Annotated in this window: 18 protein-coding genes; 7 read left to right on the forward strand and 11 right to left on the reverse strand. The window is 50.5% G+C overall.

The genetic code is table 11. The features are described from left to right. Positions 1-51: 51 nt before the first annotated feature. The 4 genes from fadD to yoaA all read right to left on the reverse strand — a co-directional run bounded on the left by fadD (position 52) and on the right by yoaA (position 5506). Positions 52-1737, reverse strand: a complete 1686-nt coding sequence (fadD, locus tag DRI82_RS17040; RefSeq protein WP_114195106.1) for a long-chain-fatty-acid--CoA ligase FadD — start codon at positions 1735-1737, stop codon at positions 52-54. Positions 1738-1942: 205 nt separating this feature from the next. Then, entirely contained in the window at positions 1943-2560 is a 618-nt protein-coding gene (locus DRI82_RS17045; RefSeq protein ID WP_114195107.1) for a Slp family lipoprotein, read from the reverse strand. A gap of 262 nt (positions 2561-2822) precedes the next feature. Then, positions 2823-3524, reverse strand: a complete 702-nt coding sequence (gene tsaB, locus DRI82_RS17055) for a tRNA (adenosine(37)-N6)-threonylcarbamoyltransferase complex dimerization subunit type 1 TsaB (RefSeq protein WP_114195109.1) — start codon at positions 3522-3524, stop codon at positions 2823-2825. Between the two features lie 77 nt (positions 3525-3601). Then, positions 3602-5506 (reverse strand): DNA repair helicase YoaA, encoded by a 1905-nt coding sequence (gene yoaA, locus DRI82_RS17060; RefSeq protein ID WP_114195110.1) that lies wholly within the window; start codon positions 5504-5506, stop codon positions 3602-3604. Positions 5507-5638: 132 nt separating this feature from the next. On the opposite strand from yoaA, the gene DRI82_RS17065 reads away from it, so the two are divergent. Beyond that, positions 5639-5983 carry a RidA family protein gene (locus DRI82_RS17065; protein WP_114195111.1) on the forward strand — a complete coding sequence of 115 codons (345 nt, stop codon included), beginning with the start codon at positions 5639-5641 and terminating at the stop codon, positions 5981-5983. Positions 5984-6097: 114 nt separating this feature from the next. Here the strand turns inward: DRI82_RS17065 and mdtI are convergent, their stop codons facing one another. From mdtI to zwf, 5 genes are all read right to left on the reverse strand, one after another. Beyond that, positions 6098-6427, reverse strand: coding sequence for a multidrug/spermidine efflux SMR transporter subunit MdtI (mdtI, locus tag DRI82_RS17070; protein WP_114195112.1), 330 nt, complete (start codon positions 6425-6427; stop codon positions 6098-6100). After that, entirely contained in the window at positions 6414-6809 is a 396-nt protein-coding gene (gene mdtJ, locus DRI82_RS17075) for a multidrug/spermidine efflux SMR transporter subunit MdtJ (RefSeq protein WP_114195113.1), read from the reverse strand. The genes mdtI and mdtJ overlap by 14 nt, the downstream gene beginning before the upstream one ends. A 537-nt stretch (positions 6810-7346) precedes the next feature. After that, complete coding sequence (locus tag DRI82_RS17080) at positions 7347-7988, reverse strand: bifunctional 4-hydroxy-2-oxoglutarate aldolase/2-dehydro-3-deoxy-phosphogluconate aldolase (protein ID WP_114195114.1); 642 nt, start codon at positions 7986-7988, stop codon at positions 7347-7349. 169 nt (positions 7989-8157) lie between these two features. Then, the gene (pgl, locus tag DRI82_RS17085; protein ID WP_114195115.1) at positions 8158-8853 is read right to left on the reverse strand and encodes a 6-phosphogluconolactonase; all 696 of its coding nucleotides are present in this window, start codon (positions 8851-8853) and stop codon (positions 8158-8160) included. A gap of 10 nt (positions 8854-8863) precedes the next feature. Then, positions 8864-10339 carry a glucose-6-phosphate dehydrogenase gene (gene zwf / locus DRI82_RS17090; protein WP_114195116.1) on the reverse strand — a complete coding sequence of 492 codons (1476 nt, stop codon included), beginning with the start codon at positions 10337-10339 and terminating at the stop codon, positions 8864-8866. Between the two features lie 353 nt (positions 10340-10692). Here zwf and DRI82_RS17095 point away from each other — a divergent pair, with 353 nt between their 5' ends. The 6 genes from DRI82_RS17095 to DRI82_RS17120 all read left to right on the forward strand — a co-directional run bounded on the left by DRI82_RS17095 (position 10693) and on the right by DRI82_RS17120 (position 20461). Beyond that, the gene (locus tag DRI82_RS17095; RefSeq protein WP_114195117.1) at positions 10693-11562 is read left to right on the forward strand and encodes a MurR/RpiR family transcriptional regulator; all 870 of its coding nucleotides are present in this window, start codon (positions 10693-10695) and stop codon (positions 11560-11562) included. A gap of 197 nt (positions 11563-11759) precedes the next feature. Next, on the forward strand, positions 11760-13202 hold the full coding sequence (gene pyk / locus DRI82_RS17100) for a pyruvate kinase (RefSeq protein WP_114195118.1): 1443 nt from the start codon (positions 11760-11762) through the stop codon (positions 13200-13202). Between the two features lie 632 nt (positions 13203-13834). After that, on the forward strand, positions 13835-15385 hold the full coding sequence (locus DRI82_RS17105; RefSeq protein ID WP_114195154.1) for a pyridoxal phosphate-dependent decarboxylase family protein: 1551 nt from the start codon (positions 13835-13837) through the stop codon (positions 15383-15385). Positions 15386-15401: 16 nt separating this feature from the next. After that, complete coding sequence (locus DRI82_RS17110; RefSeq protein ID WP_114195119.1) at positions 15402-16694, forward strand: lysine N(6)-hydroxylase/L-ornithine N(5)-oxygenase family protein; 1293 nt, start codon at positions 15402-15404, stop codon at positions 16692-16694. Beyond that, a complete protein-coding gene (locus DRI82_RS17115) occupies positions 16691-19132 on the forward strand; it encodes a GNAT family N-acetyltransferase (protein ID WP_114195120.1) in 2442 nt (813 codons plus the stop codon). Before DRI82_RS17110 ends, DRI82_RS17115 begins: the two co-directional genes overlap by 4 nt. 99 nt (positions 19133-19231) lie before the next feature. After that, the gene (locus tag DRI82_RS17120) at positions 19232-20461 is read left to right on the forward strand and encodes an MFS transporter (RefSeq protein ID WP_114195121.1); all 1230 of its coding nucleotides are present in this window, start codon (positions 19232-19234) and stop codon (positions 20459-20461) included. 42 nt (positions 20462-20503) lie between these two features. Here DRI82_RS17120 and lpxM read toward each other — a convergent pair whose 3' ends face one another. Next, a complete protein-coding gene (gene lpxM, locus DRI82_RS17125; RefSeq protein WP_114195122.1) occupies positions 20504-21481 on the reverse strand; it encodes a lauroyl-Kdo(2)-lipid IV(A) myristoyltransferase in 978 nt (325 codons plus the stop codon). 140 nt (positions 21482-21621) lie between these two features. Continuing rightward, positions 21622-22938, reverse strand: a complete 1317-nt coding sequence (gene mepM / locus DRI82_RS17130) for a murein DD-endopeptidase MepM (protein ID WP_114195123.1) — start codon at positions 22936-22938, stop codon at positions 21622-21624. Positions 22939-22948: the final 10 nt, after the last annotated feature.

Here is a 22948-nt window from a genome sequence, read left to right on the forward strand (position 1 = left end):
GCAACAACGCCGGCTTTCACCGGCGTTGTATTCATAGTGTACTGCCAACGGTCAGGCGGCGTCCTGCTTCGGCTTGGTCTGTTCATCCCTGAGTTCCCTGCGCAGTATTTTGCCCACATTGGTTTTGGGCAACTCCTCGCGGAACTCAACGATTTTAGGTACTTTATAGCCCGTCAGATTACGACGACAATGTGCCAGTAGCTCTTCTCGTGTCAATGAGGCATCTTTTTTCACAACGCAGATTTTCACTGCTTCGCCGGATACCTCATTCGGGACACCAATCGCCGCACACTCCAACACTTTCGCATGCTGACTGACTATTTCTTCAATCTCGTTGGGATAGACATTGAATCCCGATACCAGAATCATATCTTTTTTACGATCAACGATACGTAAAAAACCCACTTCGTCCACTGTAACGATATCACCCGTCGAGAGCCAGCCATCTTTTAATACTTCATCAGTGGCTTCAGGACGTTGCCAATATCCCAGCATCACCTGAGGACCCCGGATCAGTAATTCTCCCGGCTGGCCAGTAGGGACATCTTTACCGTCATCATCCACCAGGCGAATGTCAGTAGAGGGCACTGGCAACCCAATACTGCCACTATAATGCTTCAGGTCATAAGGATTTCCAGAGACCAGCGGCGAACATTCGGTTAAACCGTAGCCCTCAAGCAGATGTTTACCCGTCAGTTTTTCCCACTTATCCGCCACTGATTTCTGTACTGACATCCCGCCCCCGACGGAGAGACGCAGCGATGAGAAATCCAGTTCACGGAAATCCTCATTATTGAGCAACGCATTGAACAGCGTGTTCACCCCGGTCATCGCAGTAAAGGGGTAACGACTCAGTTCCTTCACCAGTGCCGGGATATCCCGCGGATTGGTAATCAGCAGGCTACGCCCACCCATTTCAATAAACAGCAGGCAGTTCACCGTCAGGGCAAAAATGTGGTAAAGCGGCAGCGCAGTAACCACCAGTTCGTGGCCATCAATCAGTAACGGGGAATAGGCTGCTTTGGCCTGCGCTAAATTAGCCTGCATATTGCGATGGGTCAGCATCGCCCCTTTGGCCACGCCCGTGGTGCCTCCGGTGTATTGCAGAAATGCCAAATCGGTATTGATGATATCCGGTTTCACGTACTGCAACCGACGACCAGCATGCAGCGCGCTGCGAAACGAGATCGCATTGGGAAGGTTATATTTCGGTACCAGTCGTTTGATATATTTGACGACAAAATTAACCAGGGTGGCTTTGGCGACGGAGAGCTGATCGCCCATTCTGGTCAGGATGACGTGTTTCACCTGGGTTTTAAAGACAACTTTCTCCAGGGTATGCGCAAAGTTCGAGACGATAACAATCGCGCTCGCACCGCTGTCATTGAGTTGATGTTCAAGTTCGCGAGGCGTATAGAGAGGGTTGACATTCACTACCACCATGCCCGCGCGAAGGATGCCAAACAGGGCAATGGGATATTGCAGGAGATTGGGCATCATCAGCGCGACCCGGTCCCCCTTCTTCAATCCAAGTCCATTTTGCAGATAAGCGGCAAACGCTCGGCTGCGCTCCTCCAATTTGCGGAAGGTCATAACCTCCCCCATGTTGATGAACGCCGGTTGGTCGGCATAGCGCAGTACCGCATTCTCGAACATCTCGACAAGCGAACTGTACCGGTCTGCATCAATCTCTGCAGGCACATCTGCGGGATAACGTGAAAGCCAAACCTTTTCCAAGGCAGTACTCCTGAAATCATTAATAATGATGAGCGCAACACCTGTCTTTGCAGATGCTTTAACAATATTTTAACTCAGCTTACCAGTTGCGTAACAAACAATGTTGATGTTGCGAAGCGCGTCACTATATTTCTTGCAATTCATCCAAAAGCAAAAAAAAAGAAGGCGGCTCGAGGCCGCCTTCGTGAGTCAGATAAATACGACATTATTCTGTTACAACATTTTGTACCTGTGCCGGGCCGCGATCGTACCAGCCCCAGCCGCCACCGAAACCGGGTCCCCAGCCTGAGCCATAACCGCCCCATCCCCAAGGTCCCATCGGTGGTCCTGGAGGCATTACTACCTGCTGTGTAATCCGCCAGCGTTTGTAGCTATTGGCTTGCATGACAACAAAGTTATACGGTGTCATGCCAATCTTGCCGGGCTCACTGCCGGTTATCGGCCCTACCACCGTAATCAACTGCCCGCGATAATCTATGGGATCAATAAAACCGTTTACAAAAGCGATCACCCTGCCTTGGGACGGTTCCCCAAGAATGGGCCTTGCGCCGGAATCCAAGGGCACCGTGGCAATTTCCAGTCTGGTCCGGTCTTTTTCATTGACCATATTTACCACCGTACCGCCAAAACGCGCCTCTTGCCCAACGAAGATCTGCGGTGCATTCTGTACAGACTGCAGATTCATTTGTGGGGTCTCCGTTGTACCCCGAATTGAATCCGGCACGGTAACACAACCCGCCAGCATCAGACTGCCTACGGCAATCAGACCTACTGCGAGGTAGCGCTTTAACGACGGCTTATTTTTCAATGACTGCTTACGCATACGCCATTTCTCCGCTTTATGACTGATCCTTTGACCATAGCAGTAACTATACCTTAATTCCTTCAAGGTGCAGGCAGACGGCAACTCGAATTACTTAGAGCCTATCCCATTAGGGCTATTTTATTGGTCATTTTGAACCTGGGCAGTGCTCAGACTCCTCACGTACTGCGTGTACGCTCCAGGTCTTGCGCACTGTCCGTGTTCAAACTGTCTGCAACAATAACGCCTACTGGGATTGGCTCTTAAGGTATAGAAGTTGCTGCTATGCGCGTCCAGGCAGTTTTTTCCAGGTAACTTCGTTCCGCAGATACGTGGGTTCCGCATGCTCAACGGCCACACTCTGGCCATTTTGCCAGGCATGGAGCGCGAGCGGCAACATATCTTCTGCATGCGGCAATTGGATTTCACCGTCAAAAAGCGCGAAGTCAGCCCCGGAGACAAGATCCGGATAGGTTTGCCAGCCAGTTCCCACGGTAGCCCAGCGCCCCGTGAGCGTTTGCGCCCTGACCATGGCCTGATCCGGTTTCAATACGGCTTCACTGTCTGCACCCAACCACTGACCGTCGGGCTGGCGTTCAAACTGCCCCCAGTATACTTCGCCCATACGTGCGTCAATAGCCGCCAGAACCCGATCGGCCCCCGCCACACGCCAGGCGCCCTGCGCCATGGTCTGCAACGTCGAAATGCCGATCATCGGCAGATCGGCACCCAACGCCAGGCCCTGTGCAATGCCAATACCGATGCGCACACCGGTAAAGCTGCCGGGACCACGGCCAAAAGCCAGGGCATCCAACTGTGATAAAGACAGGCCTGATTCAGAAAGGATCTGCTTGATCATCGGCAGAATGCGCTGCGTGTGTTCTCGGGCGCAAAGTTCGAAATGTGCGAGCGTTTCGCCTTGATTCCAGATAGCAACAGAACAGGCTTCTGTCGCCGTATCGATCGCTAAAATTCGCGTTGACATGCCAAACCTCAGGCGGGAAAAAGAGAGTAATTTCAATACAGGGCGCGAATCATATCACACCCCGCCAGTGTTTTCTGCTACTCGCTCCGTTTTAGAAAATCGATGGCTTGCGTCAAATCCCTGGTTCTCGGTGTCGGAGGTAAGCTATTAAGGAAAACCGCACCATACGGCCTCATGACCAGGCGGTTATCACAAATTACCAGCACGCCACGATCGTCGGTATCACGGATCAATCGACCCACGCCCTGCTTAAGGGTAATGACCGCTTCCGGGAGTTGAACTTCATTGAACGGATCGCCACCACGAAGTTTGCAATCTTCGATGCGCGCCTTGAGTAATGGATCGTCAGGTGCGGTAAAGGGCAGTTTATCGATAATCACACAGGACAGCGCTTCACCACGCACGTCCACGCCTTCCCAAAAGCTGCTGGTAGCGACCAGCAACGCGTTACCGGCCTCAACAAACTGCGCCAGCAACTGCCCTTTGCTCGTTTCTCCCTGAACCAGCACCGGCAAGGTCAAACTGGCACGAAACTCCTCCGCCAGATCACGAACCATCTGGTGCGAGGTACAGAGAAAAAAACAGCGCCCTTTGTTGGCTTCGATTAACGGACGCAACATGCGCGCCAACTGCCGCGCGCCTCCCGGTTGATTCGGCGAGGGCAAGAAGCGGGGAACGCAAAGCAATGCCTGACGCGCATAGTCGAAGGGACTCGGCAAGAGCAGCGTTTTCGCTTTGTCCAGTCCGATGCGCCGGGTGAAATGTTCAAGTTGATCGTTCACCGATAACGTGGCGGAAGTAAAAATCCAGGTGCCCGGCTTGTCAGCCATCATTTCGCTGAATTTATCTGCGACTGAAAGTGGCGTCAGCGCCAATACAAAGTGACGCGAGTTGCATTCATACCAATAGCTGTAACCGGGCAGAGTGACTTCTTTCAGGCGCTTAAGACGATTGCGATAGAGAGTGGCCCGTTCAAATGCGGCATCAAGCAGTGCCGAACGCCCCAGCGAAAGTTTTACGACGTCGTAACAGAGTTCCAGCGCATCATCCAATAACAAGAGTGCACGTTGTATCATCGGTTGCTGCAATACATCCCGCAGATTGCCGCGAAAACCGGGTTCGCCCAACGCTAAACGGAAATCCTGCGTACTTTGTGTCAGGCGGTCGGCGCTCTTTTGCAGTTGTGCCGAATCGCGAACCTCGGTTCGATAGGCAATGGTGATGTCTTTTGCCAAATCAAGCAGTTGGCGGCTAGAGAGTTGCTGACCGAAATACTGACTGGCGATATCTGGAATTTGATGCGCCTCATCGAAGATCATCACGTCTGCTTGTGGGATCAATTCACCAAAACCGCTCTCTTTCACCACCATATCCGCCATAAACAGATGATGGTTGACCACCACCACATCGGCATCCATCGCACGGCGGCGTGCTTTTACCACAAAACACTCTTTATAGAGCGGGCAGTCACTGCCAAGACAGTTGTCGTTGGTGCTGGTCACCAGCGGCCAGACAAAACTGTCTTCAGCAACATCCGTACAGTTGCTGACATCACCCTCTTCCGTCACCGATGCCCAGCGACGAAGATGCACCAAATCGACCAGCGTATGCCCGGTCAGTTCCCCACCCGCCAGAGATTGCTGTTCCAGCCTTTCGAGGCAGAGATAATTTGATCGCCCTTTCAACAGCGCGATCTTGCCTTTGTACTTCAATGCCTTGGACACCGTGGGAAGATCGCGGGCAAAGAGTTGATCCTGCAAGGCTTTGGATCCCGTAGAAATGATCACTTTACAGTCGGCGCGCAGTGCGGGCGCCAGATAGGCATAGGTTTTACCGGTTCCGGTTCCGGCTTCAACCACTAAAGCCTGTTTATCGCTGATGGCCTGAGAGACCGCGGCCGCCATCTGGCGCTGAGGTTCACGCGGTTTAAACCCGCTGATATGTTGCGCTAACGCGCCATCTGTTGCGAAATCGTCTGTCACACTGTCTCTCTAACGGGAAAATTCAGGGCCGATTATGCCAATCCTTGTCTCTGCCTACCACACACTTGTTTCCCACGACTGTGGTACCCTGTGTCAGTTAACTGAAAACTATGGCGATTAAGGAGAAAAATCATGTTTGTTGAAAGAATTGACCCAGAACAGCGCTGGTCGGAAGCTACGATTTTCAACGACACTATTTATTATACCAGTGTTCCGGAAAACCTTGATGATGACGCCACACGTCAGACTGCCAACGCGTTGGCTGCGATTGATATTTTGTTGGCGCGCGTCGGTTCCGATAAGAGCCGCATACTGGATGCCACGATTTTCCTGGCCGATGTGCGGGATTTCGCCGCCATGAACAGCGCCTGGGATGCCTGGGTCGTTGCGGGCAATGCGCCGGTCCGCTGCACCGTTCAGGCCGTGTTGATGAACCCTAAATATAAAGTTGAGATCAAGATTGTCGCAGCACGTTAAGTGCCAGTGTTTTTGTCTGGAAAGCATCTTTGTCTGGAAGGCATCTTTATCCGTAAGAAATATTTGTCCGGGAGGCATCTGCTCCCGGACAATTTCATGATCAGAATTCAATCATCAGGCGAGTTTGATAAGCACCATGCCGCCAAGCAGTAATGCCAGCCCGATCCAGCCTTTCTTGTTAAGGCGCTGACCGAACAGTATCCAGCCTGCCGCAACGGTCGCCGCGATACCAAAACCGCCCCATAAGGCATAAGCCACCGACAGGTCTATTCCTTTCACCGCCTGAGCCAGCGCGCTGAAGGCACCGAGTACTGCAAGCAGTGACAGAATCCCGATCTTTTTTCGACGAAAGCCATCAGACTTTTTCAACAGGATATTCGCGATAATTTCCAGAACAATGGCCAATGTAAGAAACGCGATATGATACCAATCAAGCGGTTGCATGATGTTCACCCGGCAATGGCCTTAACACCTTCTTTTCCTGAGGCATTTTCTCCGCTGTTTTTTTACGTATGCCAGACTTCACCAGCATGATCCCGGCAATTAGTGTAACCAAACCTATTACTTTCATCAAAGAAATGGATTCACCGAATCCTATTACGCTGAACAAAGTAATAAACACGATACCAATCCCTTCCCACAAGGCGTATGCCACACCCAACGCCACGCGCTTGACCGCCAGCGACAACAAAATATACGAGCCGGTGATCATCACGTACATCACCAAATGCCCGGTCATTCCCCCGGTCAGACTGGCATATTTCATGGATAAGGTACCTACGATCTCAGCCACAATGGCCAGACCCAAAAAAATCCAATAAATCATCTTTTCTCTCCACTACAGGTTCATATCATCCCCAAGGCGTGTTTCACTACATCTCCTGTCGATCGAATACGCCAAATTCAGCGTACAAGCGCTCTGACAGGTTCTGGTACGAAGCCTGAGGAAAATTTTTTTTATTATTTTGCCCGGATTACGCAGACATTCCACGCTGCCGGTTATGAGGGAGAGACGCTATAGCTCACTGCACCAGTGATGCTCACTGGCAAGAATCGTCGAGATAAAAAGCAGACAAGTCGTGGTTTTTGAGGTGGCTCGGTTTGTTGTCATCATAGGATTTCCCATCTTCAGCCGCACGGGTGTGCGATTTGTTCTTTGTCCTCGTTATATTCATAAGTAACGCCAATAGTTGTACCACAGGCCAATATGTTTAGCAAACCGGTATTTTTTGTTAATTATAGAAAAAAAAGCTGTTATTTTAAAACGTTAGCTCACTGTAAAAAAATAAAGCCACTCTGTACGGAGCGGCTTTATTGATGTCAAATATCGCGATATTTATCGCAGATTCAAGCGCTTATCAGATCAGGCTGTCGCACCGGCAACGGCTTCGCGAGCCAGTTCGGTGATACGGGCGTAATCGCCACTTTCCAGCGCATCAGCAGGCACCAACCATGAACCACCGATACACAATACGCTTTTCAGCGCCAGGTAATCGCGGTAGTTGTTTGGCGTGATCCCGCCAGTTGGGCAGAAACGTACCTGGGAGAATGGGCCGGCGATCGCTTGCAGGGCTTTAACCCCACCGTTGGCTTCCGCAGGGAAAAATTTGAACTCACGCAAACCATAATCCATACCCAGCATCAGTTCTGACACCGTGCTGATCCCTGGAATCAAAGGGATAGAACCTTCACTGGCTGCTTTCAATAACGGCTCGGTCAGACCCGGACTGATCGCAAATTGTGCACCCGCCGCCACAACTTCTTCCAATTGTTCAGGATTGATCACCGTGCCTGCGCCGATAATTGCCTCCGGCACTTCTTTGGCGATCGCCCTGATGGCATCCATCGCACAAGGGGTACGCAGAGTCACTTCCAACACCCGCACTCCGCCCGCAACCAACGCCTTGGCCAGGGGAACAGCATGCTCGAGTTTGTTAATGACAATGACCGGCACTACGGGTCCTGTTTTCAGGATCTGTTCCGCGCTGGTTTTCCAGTTTTTCATCAGTTGTCTCCAATCGCGCCATAAGGCACGTAGTAATATATGGCGCGCCCCTGCCACAGGGGCCTGCAACAAAACATCACAGGCGTCCGACCGCACCGTTTGCCATACACTTTTATGTCAGTGAGCTTGCGCTCTGCCAACTCCTGGTGGCGTTACCGGCAGCCCGGAATCAGACTGTCCAGTAAACGTCTACCGGCGTTTTTTGTTGTCCCAACACCGCCCTGACCGGCATTTCATTCACATCCGTACCTTGCGCAGCCTGCTCATACACATCCCGCTTGCTGTCTCCGACCAAATGCAAATAGATATGACGGCTGTCCAGCAATGCTGGCAGTGTCAGGGTGATGCGATCCAACGGCGCAGTCAGCGGCGTCATTCCCATACACAGACGCCCTGAATCCAGCGCCAGCGCCGGATTAAGATTTGTGGCCCCCGGAAATAGTGACGCGGTATGCCCGTCATCCCCCATTCCCAGAATCACCACATCGGCAGGCCATGGAAACTTGCTCAGGGCCTGCTCAGTCAGTTCCTCACCGTCAAACGGCGTGGACTGGCTATTTTTCAACGGAATAAACCGGGCTTTGGCGGCATGTCCCTTCAGCAGGTTTTTGCGCACCAGTTTTTCATTGCTGGACGCATTGTCCGGTTCAACCCAGCGTTCGTCCGCCAGTGTGATAACGACGTGGCTCCAGTCAAGTTCCTGCTGGGTAAGCTGTTCAAACAGCCCCAACGGTGTCCTGCCCCCAGAAACCACCAGACCCGCACGGCCATTATCGATGATCCCCTGCCGCAGACTGTCAGCAATTTTTTTTGCAAAATTCTGGTTCAGTGCCGCAGCACCGGAAAACTCAACGAAATTAGCCATTGCCTGCCCCTTATTCAAACTCGTTCCATGAACGGCCATCACGGGTAATCATTGCCACCGAGGCCACTGGCCCCCAGGTGCCTGATTGGTAGGGCTTTGGTGCATCGTTATCGGCAGACCAGGCCTCAACAATAGAGTCAACCCACTTCCAGGCCTCTTCAACTTCATCACGACGAACAAACAGCGCCTGAATGCCACGCATGGTTTCAAGCAGCAGGCGTTCATAGGCATCGGCAATGTGCTGCTCATTGAACGTTTCAGAGAAACTGAGATCAAGCTTGGTGGTTTGCAAACGGTGTTTGTGCTCAAGACCCGGTACTTTATTCAGAACCTGAATATCAATGCCTTCATCAGGTTGCAAACGAATAGTTAACTTGTTCTGCGGTAACTGCTGATAAGAGTCGCGGAACAGATTCAGTGATGGATTTTTGAAGTAAACCACCACTTCTGAACATTTGGTTGGCAAACGCTTGCCGGTACGTAGATAGAAAGGTACACCAGCCCACTGCCAGTTATCGATATCCACGCGGATGGAAACAAAGGTTTCCGTGTTGCTGGATTTATTGGCACCCTCTTCATCCAGGTAGCCTGGCACTTTTTTACCCTGCACAAAACCCGCCGTGTATTGACCACGAACGGTCGTTTCACGCACGTTGGTGTGATCAATCCGGCGCAGTGAACGCAGAACTTTCACTTTCTCATCACGGATGCGGTCAGTCGTCAGATCGGCCGGTGGTGACATCGCGATCATCGTCAGAATTTGCAATAGATGGTTCTGAATCATGTCGCGCATCTGGCCCGCTTTATCAAAGTAGCCCCAACGCCCTTCAATCCCGACCTCTTCTGCGACGGTAATCTGCACATGATCAATGGTGCGGTTGTCCCAGTTGGTCGCAAACAGCGAGTTGGCAAAACGCAGTGCCAATAGATTGAGAACCGTTTCCTTACCGAGATAGTGGTCGATACGGTAAACCTGACATTCTTCAAAGAACTCCGCCACCTGATTATTAATCACCTGGGATGATTCGAGATCGGTTCCCAGCGGTTTTTCCATGACCACGCGCGCAGGCTGTTTATTCAGCCCGGCCTCGCCCAACCCACGGCAGATCGCGCCAAAGGTATTTGGCGGCATGGCAAAATAGTTAATGGTGGTCCGTTTTTCCTGATCGAGCATATTGCCCAATCGTGAGAAATGTTCGCTGTCGTTGACATCAAGATTACAGAAGTCGAGGCGCGCACTGAGGGTTTTCCACAGCTCGGGGTCGATCTTTTCCTTCATGAAGGTATCAAGGGCTTCCTTAACCACCTTGGTGTACGACTCCTTATCCCACTCAGCACGACCCACACCAATAATTTTGGTATCTGGATGGATGTGACCGGCTTTTTCCAACTGGTATAGGGAAGGCAGCAGTTTCCGGCGCGCCAGATCGCCTTTGGCGCCGAAAATGACCAGGTCACATGCCTGGGCTGTAGAGGTTACCGCCATGTTCATCTCCTCGTTGCAGGATATTGTAATTTTCTTACATGAATAATGTACTCTGTTTAACACATACCCGTAAACCCGGTTTGATGATGTTGAAAACAGCCTGAAAATCAAACGCAACGACAGGTCGAACAAAAAGCGAACTCTCCGGCCCTTCTATCATGTAATTTTCTAACGTTTTTGGCATCTATTTACCATACTGAAAGTTAGACACAGCTCAAACTCTGGCGAAAAAAGCCAGAATTAGCGCGGACAGCCACTGCCAACGGTTTACGGCACGTAGTATATTTTCATTAAACCGGTATTGATTTCCCCTTTGGTTGAAATCGACAAAACCCATGAGTGATCTTCGCATTATGAATACGCTGGAAAAAATCCAGACCCATCTGGAGCTCCTGAGCAAATCTGAACGCAAAGTCGCCGAAGTGATTCTCGCTTCCCCGCAAACCGCTATTCACTCCAGCATTGCCACCCTCGCCAGAATGGCGGATGTCAGTGAACCTACCGTTAATCGCTTCTGCCGTCGCCTTGATACCAAGGGTTTTCCAGATTTCAAGTTGCACCTGGCGCAAAGTCTGGCTAACGGCACACCTTATGTTAACCGTAATGTTGAAGAAGAAGACAGCGTGGACGCTTACACCCACAAAATCTTTGAATCGGTGATGGCCAGTCTCGATCAGGTCAAGGCAACGTTGGATATCCCCTCCATCAACCGCGCGGTCGATCTCCTGACCCAGGCGAAAAAAATCTCCTTCTTTGGTTTGGGTGCTTCTGCGGCAGTTGCCCATGACGCGATGAATAAATTTTTTCGCTTTAACATTCCTATCGTCTATTTCGATGATATTGTCATGCAGCGCATGAGTTGTATGAATTCCGGCGAAGGGGACGTGGTAGTGTTGATTTCCCATACGGGCCGCACCAAGAATCTGGTCGAGCTGGCGCATTTGGCGCGGGAAAATGACGCTACCGTGATCGCAATTACGTCCCGGGATACGCCACTGGCGCAGGAAGCTACCCTGTCCCTGCTGCTGGATGTGCCGGAAGACACCGATGTCTATATGCCCATGGTGTCGCGAATTGCCCAACTTACGCTGATTGATGTACTGGCAACCGGATTTACTTTGCGCCGGGGCGCAAAATTCAGAGATAACTTGAAGCGGGTCAAAGAAGCGTTGAGGGAATCCCGGTTTGATAAGGGAGTCATTTCTTCAGGACGCTTTGAGTAACGCATTAACGGAACAAAAAATGCGGTACAGGTGCCGATAAGCGCACCTGCTTAGGCAAGCAGAATATTCGCAGGAGAAATGACGCTCATGCGGGTAAACACGGTGAAACTTTTTTGTTGTAAAGTTACAATTCACAGCATGGTTTCGTTACCCTCGTTTTAGCAACACCAATGCTTCACAAGTCAACGGAGTAATACATGTCCAGACGGCTCAGAAGAACCAAGATTGTTACCACCTTGGGTCCGGCTACAGATCGCGACAATAATCTGGAAAAAATTATTGCCGCAGGCGCCAACGTCGTGCGCCTCAACTTTTCTCACGGTACTGCGGAAGATCAGATTTTACGTGCCAATAAAGTGCGCGAAATTGCTGCCAAACTCGGCAGGCACGTCGCCATCCTTGGCGATCTGCAAGGGCCGAAGATTCGGGTTTCTACCTTCAAGGAAGGTAAAATTTTCCTTAACGTCGGCGATAAATTCGTACTGGACGCCAATTTGTCGAAAGGCGAAGGCGATAAAGAGAAAGTGGGCATCGACTATAAGGGTTTGCCTGCGGATGTGGTTCCCGGCGATGTGCTGCTTCTCGACGATGGCCGTGTTCAGCTGAAAATAATCGAAGTTCAGGGGATGAAAGTCTTCACAGAAGTGACCGTTGGTGGCCCGTTGTCCAACAACAAAGGCATCAATAAACTGGGTGGGGGTCTCTCTGCCGAAGCCCTGACGGAAAAAGATAAAGCCGACATCATTACCGCCGCGAAAATTGGCGTTGACTATCTGGCGATCTCTTTCCCGCGTACCGGCGAAGATTTGCATTATGCCCGTCGTCTGGCGCGTGATGCTGGCTGTAATGCCAAGATTGTTGCCAAGGTCGAACGTGCTGAAGCCGTGGCGTCTGACGAAGCAATGGATGACATCATTCTCGCGTCTGACGTGGTGATGGTTGCCCGTGGTGACCTGGGTGTTGAGATTGGTGACCCGGAACTGGTCGGTATCCAGAAGAAACTGATTCGTCGTGCACGTAAACTTAACCGTGCAGTGATCACCGCGACCCAGATGATGGAGTCGATGATCACCAACCCAATGCCAACCCGTGCTGAAGTCATGGACGTTGCCAACGCCGTACTGGATGGTACGGATGCGGTGATGCTGTCAGCGGAAACTGCTGCTGGGCAATATCCGGCTGAAACGGTCGCAGCCATGGCGCGTGTGTGCCTTGGCGCTGAAAAGATCCCCAGCATAAATGTGTCCAAACATCGCCTCGATGCGGAGTTCGACAACATCGAAGAAGCGATCGCCATGTCAACGATGTATGCGGCAAACCACCTGAAAGGGGTCACCGCCATTATCTCCATGACTGAGTCTGGCCGCACTGCCCTGATGATGTCCCGCATCAGTTCTGGCCTGCCTATTTTCGCCATGTCTCGCCATGAACATACGTTGAATCTGACAGCCCTCTACCGTGGCGTCACCCCAGTCTCTTATGACGGTCACGGCGAAGGTGTTTCGGCTGCCGCAGAAGCGGTCAACTTGCTGCGCGACAAAGGTTTCCTGGTTTCAGGCGATCTGGTTCTGGTTACGCAGGGTGACATCATGAGTACGGTAGGTACCACAAATACCTGTCGTATCTTGCGAGTGGAATAAAGAACGCGTGTAGAGTAAATAACCGTCACAGCGATTGTTATTTACAAAAAATTCAGGCCAGCATAATTGCTGGCCTTTTTTATTCCTTTATTTTAATACTGGTATTCCCTGTTTTATCTTCAATTGAACAAGTCACGCAGGTTATTGTTTTAATTATTTTCAGCATAGCCTTATCATTATTAATGAATTATATAACTGAAAAAGTATTTTAATTTACTTTTTAGAAACCATTATCACTATAGAAAACAGATCTCTCCGATTGCAGAAATGGAAGCATAATAAAACCCCAGGTTAAAACGTGATTCAAATCACATTTATCAGCTGCAAATTGATTAATGCAACTTAACTTCATTCAAGATATTGAATGATAATGATTTGCATTTATAATAAATCCGTAACAGTGAACATCTAATCATTCATCATAAAGACTAACATGCAGAATTTAATGTGGCATATTTGATATAATTGAACATAAAAAAAGCAAGGATGCTCTCTTAACGCCCTTTCCACGTCTACTCGAATAGACGGGACGACTCGATACCCATTAACACGTCTGATGATTTCAGAGGAAGCGTTGTGTCTAAAAGTTACGTTTGAAATTCATCAATCAATTAAATAAGGCATTCATCACCATGCATTCATTATGGCATTCCTCAGCAGCAGAAAAAATCTCGGAAATTGAGCACGACAATGAGACCACCCGCGCTATTTTCAATCAACATAGCACCGAACTCTGGCAAGAGTATATTGAAAAAGGGATGTCTGTTATTAAGCAGCGAATTACCACCCAGGAGAAACCTTTCTCTGGGATTTTACCTGCGGAATTGGCAGCTCAATTCAAGCACGTTGATTTGACCCAGCCCCTGTTTAATATTGACCGGGTATTGGAGGAATTGGATCAACTCTATCTGCGTGATGCAGTCTATTTCCATCATCCGAAATATCTGGCACATCTCAACTGCCCTACCGTGCTGCCAGCCCAGTTGGCCGAACTCTTCATCAGCGCAATCAATTCTTCCGTTGATACCTGGGATCAAAGTGCGGGTGCAACGCTGATCGAACAAAAAGTCATTGACTGGACACTGAATGAAATCAAACTCGGCGCCGATGCTGATGGCATCTTTACCAGTGGCGGAACGCAGTCGAATCTGATGGCGATGCTGCTGGCTCGCGACAGTTACTGTAAACGCACCTATCGCGATCATAATATCAAGTATCAGGGATTACCGGGTGATGCCAATCGTTGGCGGATATTCACCTCTCAGGTCAGTCATTTCAGTATTCAAAAATCAGCCGCGTTGCTCGGGTTGGGGTATGACGCAGTAATTCCTGTTGCGTGTGACAACGCATTCCGCATGGATGTCACGGCATTGAATGACGAAATCGAGCGCTGTCGGGCAGCAAACCTGATACCTATCGCCATCGTGGCAACCGCAGGTACCACAGATTTTGGCAGTATCGATCCACTTAGTGAGATCGCGCATATTTGCCAGCAAAATAATATCTGGATGCACGTTGATGCGGCATATGGTTGCGGTCTATTGATCTCCCTGCAACACAAAGCGCGGATTGCCGGGATTGAGCATGCGGATTCCGTCACGGTCGACTATCACAAATCATTTTTCCAACCCGTCAGTTGCGGTGCCTTTTTCGTGCGGAACAATTGCCATCTGGAGCACGTTACCTGTCATGCCGATTACCTGAATCCGCTCAGTGCCAAACTTGAAGGCACGCCAAATCTGGTGAATAAAAGCATTCAAACCACCAAACGTTTTGATGCACTGAAAATGTGGCTGACGCTACGCCTGATGGGTCAGCAGCAATTAGGTGCAGCGTTTGACACCCTGCTCAATCTGGCCGGGCAGACCCATCAGCGGCTGTCACAACATCCCCTGATCGATGTATTGCATCAGCCGGAGCTAAGTACCCAGGTATTCCGCTTTGTGCCTAAGCAGTTACTGTCAGACGAAAAAGTCGATGCGATTAATGCTGAAATCCGCAAATTAATCTTCAGGGAAGGAAATGCCGTCATTGCCGGAACAAAATTCAATCAGCAGCAGTACCTGAAATTCACTCTGCTCAATCCAGCCACCACTCTGGCTGAAATCGAAGAAGTCATCGATCTGATCGTCCATTACGGACAGAAACTGACTGCCTCTTATCTCAACGCCGCCAATCAATAATTTCCCGGATATTGCCATGAACAGCAAAACATACGACTTTATCGCCATAGGTATCGGCCCATTTAATTTGGGTCTCGCCTGCCTGACCGCCCCCATTCAGGAACTCGATGGGTTATTCCTCGATCAGAATGAACGCTTCGACTGGCATACCGGCATGATGCTGGAAAGCGCCATGCTGCAAACCCCGTTCATGGCTGATCTGGTCACGCTGGCCGATCCCACCAGCCCGTATAGTTTTCTGAACTATCTGAAGCAAAAGGGAAAACTCTACTCTTTCTATATTCGTGAAAACTTCTTCATGATGCGCAAAGAGTTTAATCAATATTGCCAGTGGGCCAGCGAAACGCTGCCTAATCTTCAATTCAGCACCCGCGTCGAATACATCAGTTACAGCGATGCGCACCAGTATTATCAAGTGCATTGCCGGAATACCCGCAGTGGGGATCCGCAGATTTACAATACGCGCCGACTGATTCTCGGCACCGGCCCGTCTCCCTGGGTTCCGCCTTGCAGCCGAAAACTGGCCGAAAAAGTGCAGCACTCGTCAACCTATCTGCAACATAAAGACCAATTGCAGCGCACACGCTCTATTACCGTTTTGGGCAGCGGACAGAGCGCCGCCGAGATCTATTACGATCTGCTGTCGGATATCGATAAGCACGGTTATCAACTGAACTGGATCACCCGTGCGCCGCGTTTCTACCCGCTGGAATACAGCAAACTGACGCTGGAAATGACCTCACCAGAGTACATCGACTATTTCCACCAATTGCCAACGGAAAAGCGTAATCAACTGAATCGCGAGCAAAAAGGATTATACAAAGGCATCAATATCAGCTTGATCAATGATATTTACGACCTGATGTATACCAAGCAATTGGATGGTGAATTAGACGTCAATCTCTACACCCATTCCGAGTTGACCGATCTGACGTCAAAACACGGTGAACTGGAAATGACGCTGATTCAGCAGGAACAGCAACAGCGCTATGTTCACCGCACCGAGTCGCTGATACTCGCCACGGGTTATAGCTACCAGCCGCCCTCTTTTCTGGAAGGCATCAGTTCGCGTATTCAGTGGGATGAAAATGGTCGTTACGATGTAAAACGAAACTACAGCATTGACGCGCATAACCAGATTTTCGTGCAGAACGCCGAACTTCACACCCACGGTTTTGTCACGCCGGACTTGGGCATGGCCTGTTACCGAAACAGCACCATCATTCGGGAAATGCTCGGTTATGCCGTCTATCCCATTGAAGAAAAAATCGCGTTTCAGACATTCTGCGCCATGGGGCTCAATTCATGAAACCGACCACCCCGCTTTTCAGTCGCGATGACGCCGCAGGCGTATTCACCCTGCGTCGGTTGCAACTGCCCGACGATGCCATTTTTCTGCATCAATGGATGACACAATCCTACGCACGCTTTTGGGGAATGCTCGATAGCTCGCGTGAGGAAGTCGAAAGTACCTATCGCAAATTACTTGCTGACGATCCGCTCGCCGCGTTAATCGGCGAGTGCAACGGCAGCCCGGCGTTTCTGATGGAGTTCTACCACGCGCAACACGATGCCATTGGTGAATATTATCAGGCGTTACCCGGCGACTACGGAATGCATCTGCTGATCGCTCCCGCCACCGTGCCCGTCGCAGGTTTTAGCTGGCAGGTGTTCACCACAGTTATGGATTACATGTTCAGCCTGCCGCAGGTGACCCGCGTCGTCGTTGAACCGGATGTCCGCAACGAAAAAATTCATCGGCTAAATAAAAGAGCCGGATTTATCTATCAGCACACCGTCGATTTACCTCATAAAACCGCCTGGCTGGCCTTCTGCCAGCGTGAGGACTATCAAAGAGAACGCCCACTTTCCCTGGAGAATGCCCCCATGCGATCAGTTATCGAAATAAAACCCGTTAACGAACTAAAATCAAACATTGGAATAAAACCAAACAATGAAATGCAAACCGGCCACCATCTGCAATCCGAATTGTGGAGCAAAGCGAATGCGCTACTACTGCGAAAAGCGCTGGCCGAATTCGCTCACGAAAGACTGATAGATCCCATTGCTGAATATTCCTCGCAGAACTGGACCCATTACCGTTTGCCTGTACCAGAAAGTGAGGTGGAATACCGCTTCCGGGCGCAAAATCTGCCGTTGAATGATTGGCTGATCGACCTGTCCTCACTGTGCAAACTGAATAACGGCCATCACGAACCTTTGGATGCATTGCAATTCATTATCGAATTTACCCAGCAAGTGGGTATTCCTGCCCACCTGCTACCGACGTACATGGAGGAAATTACCAGTACGCTGTATGGCAGCGCGTTCAAATTGGCCAAGAACGCCCCCAACGCACAGCAACTCACCGAGGCTGACTTTCAGACCGTTGAAACGACCATGAGCGAAGGACATCCCTGCTTCGTCGCCAACAATGGTCGCATCGGTTTTGATGCTGCGGACTATCAGCGCTATGCGCCAGAAGCCGCGTCGCCGGTGAAATTGGTTTGGGTTGCGGTGCATGATTCCAAAGCGACCTTTGCCAGTATTGCAGGTCTTGGTTATCAGCAACTGATGCGCGAAGAGATCGGTCAGACGCAAATCGACCATTTCACCCAGAAATTGCAGCAGATTGGCGTTAATCCACAACGCTACTTCTTTATGCCGGTTCATCCATGGCAATGGCAGAATAAATTGCTGACTGTCTTTGCGCCGGATATTGCGGCGCAGCATTTGGTCTATCTTGGCGAAGGTGAAGACGATTATTTGGCCCAACAATCTATCCGTACATTTTTCAACATCAGTCAGCCACAACACCGCTATGTGAAAACGGCGCTATCGATTCTGAATATGGGCTGTATGCGCGGACTGTCGCCCTATTACATGGCGACCACACCGGGGATTAACGAATGGCTGGCAGAACTGGTTGAACAGGATCCCTATTTGCAACAGTGTGGTTTTAGCATTCTGCGGGAAGTGGCATCACTCGGGTATCGCAACAGCTATTTTGAACGGGCCATTGTGGGCGATAGCGCGTACAAAAAGATGTTTGCCGCCCTGTGGCGCGACAATCCAACGGTAAACCTGAAAGCTAACCAACGCCTGATGACCATGGCCTCGCTCTTGCACATCGACAATGAAGGACAGGCGCTTCTCCCGGCAATGATCACCTCTTCCGGGCTCAGTACCGAAGCCTGGCTGAAAGCGTATCTCCGCTGCTATCTCAGCCCGTTAATTCACAGTTTCTATCATTACGATTTGGTGTTTATGCCGCACGGCGAAAACCTCATTCTGCAATTTGAGAATAATGTGCCGGTAAAAGCCTACATGAAAGATATTGCCGAAGAGATTGCGGTGTTAAATCCTGATGCAAATTTACCTGAGAAAGCGCGGCGTATTGCGGTTGATGTTCCTGAGCACCTGAAAGTGTTATCTATCTTCACCGACGTTTTCGCCTGTTTTTTCCGTTTCATGGGGCGGATTCTCACTGAGCAAAGTGACTTCCCCCAGGCGCATTTCTGGCAACTTGTGGCGGAAAATATTTCAGAGTATATTCAAAAACATCCCGAGTTAACGAGCAAATTTGAACGCTACGATCTGTTTACCGCTGAATTTAGCCACTCATGCCTGAACCGTCTGCAACTGGCGAATAACCAGCAGATGATCAATCTCAGCGATCCCGCGCAAAACCTCAAATTTGCCGGAACCTTAGTGAATCCTATCGCTCAATGGAAGCCAAAAAAGTAAACGACACTAAGTATTCACGATCATTTTACGCGGTCTCCATCGGGCCGCGCTATCGTTCTTAGCCCTGCTATTTAGCTGTTTTTATTGGAGTCATTGTTAATGTCGTCAGTCTTCCAACCGATCGGGCAGCTTACGCGAAGGCATATTCTGTTTCCACTGTCTCTGGTTCTTTTCGAATTCGCCACGTATATCGCTCACGATATGATTCAACCGGGGATGTTGCAGGTAGTTGAGGATTTCGGAGCCAGTGCGCAATGGGTTCCGGCGTCACTGACCGCCTATCTCAGCGGTGGCGTGATGTTGCAATGGCTGCTTGGCCCGCTTTCCGATCGCCTTGGTCGCCGTCCGGTGATGCTGTCCGGAGTCGCAATGTTTGTCATCACCTGTCTGGCGATGTTACTGGTGCAGTCCATTGAGCAATTTATCCTGATGCGTTTTCTTCAGGGCATGAGTATCTGTTTTATCGGTGCCGTGGGATATGCCACCATTCAGGAGGCGTTCAATGAAACGCTAAGTATCAAAATGATGGCATTGATGGCGAATGTTGCCTTGCTGGCTCCCCTGTTAGGACCGGTTGCCGGGGCCGCCTTTATTCACATTGCACCGTGGAAAGCGATGTTTGCTCTTTTTGCCCTGTTGTCAGCATTATCACTGTGGGGTTTGTGGAAAGCCATGCCAGAAACGGCACCACGGGATGGAAGCCGATTTTCCATGCAACGACTGCTGGCTGATTATCGTCTGGTATTCAGCAATCGGAAATTTATCTATGGTTCTCTGGCGATCGCGTTTTCTGCCCTGCCACTACTGGCCTGGGTCGCACAGTCCCCGGTAATCCTTATCAAGGATCAGGGGCTGACGCCATTGCAATACGGTATGTGGCAAGTGCCTATTTTTGTTGGCTTGATTGCCGGTAATTTGGTGCTGAGCTATATCAGCGGCAAAGTGACGATTGAAAAACCTTTATGGTTCGGTGCCCCGCCGATTCTACTGGGGCTGTTGATCGCCGCGACTGCCACACTCATCGCTGAAAATGCGTGGATCTGGACGACTGCGGGCCTCACACTTTACGCCTTTGGAACCGGTCTTATCAACGCTGGGCTCTATCGACTGACATTATTTGCCAGTCCTCTGGGAAAAGGTACCGTTGCAGCTGCGCTTGGCATGATCACTATTGCCGTTTTCGTTGCCGGTATAGAGATAGCCAAACTGATTTACTTTGCTGCTGGCAGTGGATTTTTTAATCTGTTTGCCTTGGCATCGGGGCTAATCTGGTTGTGGTTGATGGTACTTTTTCTGCGTAAACGCCCGACTGATCAAATGAATGGTTGAGTAAAACTGACGGTGCCGGAAGATAATCTTCCGGCACCTGAGTTATTTTTTCCGGGGATAAAGCTCATCGCGGGAATAGGGTTCAATTTCTCCCGGCTTACGCGTTTTCAGCAGTTTCAGGATCCAGGCATATTGCTCAGGATTCGGGCCTACCAATAGTTCGACCTCTTCGTTCATCCGCCGGGCAATGGTATGGTCATCAGCGTCAATCAAATCGTCCATAGGGGGGCGAATGAAAATATCCAGCCGACTCTCTTTGGTGTTATACACCGGAAATAGCGGGATGATCGTGGCTCGGCAGACTTTCGTCAGCCGGCCAAGCGCAGGCAAGGTGGCTTTGTAGGTGGCAAAAAAGTCAACGAACTCACTGTGCTCTGCGCCGTGATCCTCATCCGGAAGATAATATCCCCAGTAACCCTGGCGCACGGAACTGATGAACGGTTTAATGCCGTCATTACGGGCGTGCAATCTGCCGCCGTAACGAAGACGAACGGCATTCCATAAATAATCGACCAGCGGGTTACTTTGATTGTGGAACATCGCGGCAACGTTCTGCCCACGGGAAGCCAGCAGCATCGCAGGGATATCGATGGCCCAGCCGTGCGGCACCAGCAAAATGACATTTTTGCCCTGCTCCTTGAAAGGCTGAAGAATCTCCTCCCCATGCCAGCGTACGCGGGAGCTGAATTGCGCAGGCTTACGGCAGGCGAGTTCAGCCATCAACACCATGGACTGTGCGGCGGTGGCAAACATCTGATCGATGATCTTTTCGCGTTCGCTTTCCGCCACATCTGGCATGCAGTAAAGCAGATTGATTTGCGCCCGACGTCGGGCACTTTTGGCTAATTTTCCTGCCAGACGGCCCACGCTGCCCAGAAAAGGATCGCGGATCCGTGCAGGAACATATCCCATTGCAGCCATAAGGCCTGTGCCCAACCAAATGCCCCAATAGCGCGGGTGATAGAAGGACTTTTGAAACTGCGGAATAAACTCGACTGGTGCTTTTTTCTCAGTTTGCATGCGTTAACTCTAAGAACTATCAATCGGCTAATGATAATTGCAGAGAATTATTTTGCAATTAATGATCAAAAGCATAGCGAAAGAAACACCGTAACCAACTTGGTCAGTTACAGCGTATCTCCAAATTTAGTGTCACCAGACTAATCCAACTGCAACTGAGGAATGACCTCTTTCACCGTCGCCAGATAGTCACTGCGATCTTTGCCAGACAGACCTTCCGAACGCGGCAATTTTGCCGTCACCGGGTTCACAGCCTGCTGGTTGATCCACATTTCGAAATGCAGATGCGGACCGGTCGAACGCCCCGTATTACCCGAGAGCGCAATACGATCGCCACGTTTCACTTTTTGCCCCGGCTTAACCAGCAACTTTTTCAGGTGCATATAGCGAGTCATATATTGGCGACCATGGCGGATAGCAACATAGTTACCTGCTGGTCCGCTCGGCTTGGCGATCATCACCTCACCATCACCCACAGCCAGCACTGGCGTACCGACAGGCATAGCAAAATCGACCCCTTTATGTGGGGCAATGCGGCCGGTTACCGGATTGAGGCGACGGGGGTTAAAATTGGATGAAACGCGGAACTGTTTGATCGTCGGGAAACGCATAAAGCCGCGAGCGAGACCTGACGCCTGGCGGTCGTAGAATTTACCGTCTTCCGCCCGGATCGCGTAGTAATCCTTGCCATTGCTGCGCATGCGTACGCCCAGCAGTTGGCTTTGTTCGTTTTTACCGTCCAACTGCTCACGGGACATCAGTACAGAAAACTGATCGCCCTTTTTCAGCTTGCGGAAATCCAGTTGCCATTGCAGCGCTTTGATCACGGAATTGATCTCGGCAGTGGTTAATCCTGCGGCTTTTGCGCTGCCTAAGAAACTGCCATCAAGCTTACCTGTCAGAACGCTGTTACGCCATTCGCCCTGCTGGGTTTGCACGGTGGCTTTGAAACCATTGGCGGTGCGATCGTAAGTACGGGTTTCACGGCGCGACATCTCCCACGTCAGGCGTTGCAGTTCGCCCGCATCGTTTAACGTCCAGGAGAGTTGCTGACCGATTTTCAGGTTCCGCAGTTCACTATTTTGTTGCGCCAGCACCGACACATCTGACATATCAATGCCGTACTGGGTAAGAATGCTGCTGAGAGTATCACCGGTGGAGACAACGTATTCATGTACGCCTTCCTCACCTGCCACTTTCTGATCAATTTCATCTTGTGGGATATCATCTTCAGGCGCGGGTTGGTCAATCGGTTCACTCGCTTCCGGTAAAAGGGAGCGAAGCTGGGCAGTATCCAGCTCGATATTCTTGACTACGGGGTTTTGTTCTGGGTGATAAACGAATGGCCGCCAGACAGCAACGGCCAGTGTCACTACAGTAAGGGACCCCAGCATAACGCGGTGGGGTCTCGGCAGGTTGCTATACGCAAGGGCGATAGTTCGGACTAACTGCTGCACTTATCGATGT

The sequence above is a fragment of the Edaphovirga cremea genome, assembly GCF_003332275.1.
GTDB classification, from domain to species: domain Bacteria; phylum Pseudomonadota; class Gammaproteobacteria; order Enterobacterales; family Enterobacteriaceae; genus Edaphovirga; species Edaphovirga cremea.

Bases quoted from the DNA above. Each gene is read 5' to 3' on its own strand.
- DRI82_RS17045 (WP_114195107.1), bottom strand. From the start codon at position 2,560: ATGCGTAAGCAGTCATTGAAAAATAAGCCGTCGTTAAAGCGCTACCTC.
- DRI82_RS17115 (WP_114195120.1), top strand. From the start codon at position 16,691: ATGAAACCGACCACCCCGCTTTTCAGTCGCGATGACGCCGCAGGCGTA.
- DRI82_RS17105 (WP_114195154.1), top strand. From the start codon at position 13,835: ATGCATTCATTATGGCATTCCTCAGCAGCAGAAAAAATCTCGGAAATT.
- tsaB (WP_114195109.1), bottom strand. From the start codon at position 3,524: ATGTCAACGCGAATTTTAGCGATCGATACGGCGACAGAAGCCTGTTCT.
- DRI82_RS17110 (WP_114195119.1), top strand. From the start codon at position 15,402: ATGAACAGCAAAACATACGACTTTATCGCCATAGGTATCGGCCCATTT.
- DRI82_RS17065 (WP_114195111.1), top strand. From the start codon at position 5,639: ATGTTTGTTGAAAGAATTGACCCAGAACAGCGCTGGTCGGAAGCTACG.
- mdtJ (WP_114195113.1), bottom strand. From the start codon at position 6,809: ATGATTTATTGGATTTTTTTGGGTCTGGCCATTGTGGCTGAGATCGTA.
- DRI82_RS17095 (WP_114195117.1), top strand. From the start codon at position 10,693: ATGAATACGCTGGAAAAAATCCAGACCCATCTGGAGCTCCTGAGCAAA.
- DRI82_RS17120 (WP_114195121.1), top strand. From the start codon at position 19,232: ATGTCGTCAGTCTTCCAACCGATCGGGCAGCTTACGCGAAGGCATATT.
- zwf (WP_114195116.1), bottom strand. From the start codon at position 10,339: ATGGCGGTAACCTCTACAGCCCAGGCATGTGACCTGGTCATTTTCGGC.
- DRI82_RS17080 (WP_114195114.1), bottom strand. From the start codon at position 7,988: ATGAAAAACTGGAAAACCAGCGCGGAACAGATCCTGAAAACAGGACCC.
- pgl (WP_114195115.1), bottom strand. From the start codon at position 8,853: ATGGCTAATTTCGTTGAGTTTTCCGGTGCTGCGGCACTGAACCAGAAT.
- pyk (WP_114195118.1), top strand. From the start codon at position 11,760: ATGTCCAGACGGCTCAGAAGAACCAAGATTGTTACCACCTTGGGTCCG.
- lpxM (WP_114195122.1), bottom strand. From the start codon at position 21,481: ATGCAAACTGAGAAAAAAGCACCAGTCGAGTTTATTCCGCAGTTTCAA.
- mdtI (WP_114195112.1), bottom strand. From the start codon at position 6,427: ATGCAACCGCTTGATTGGTATCATATCGCGTTTCTTACATTGGCCATT.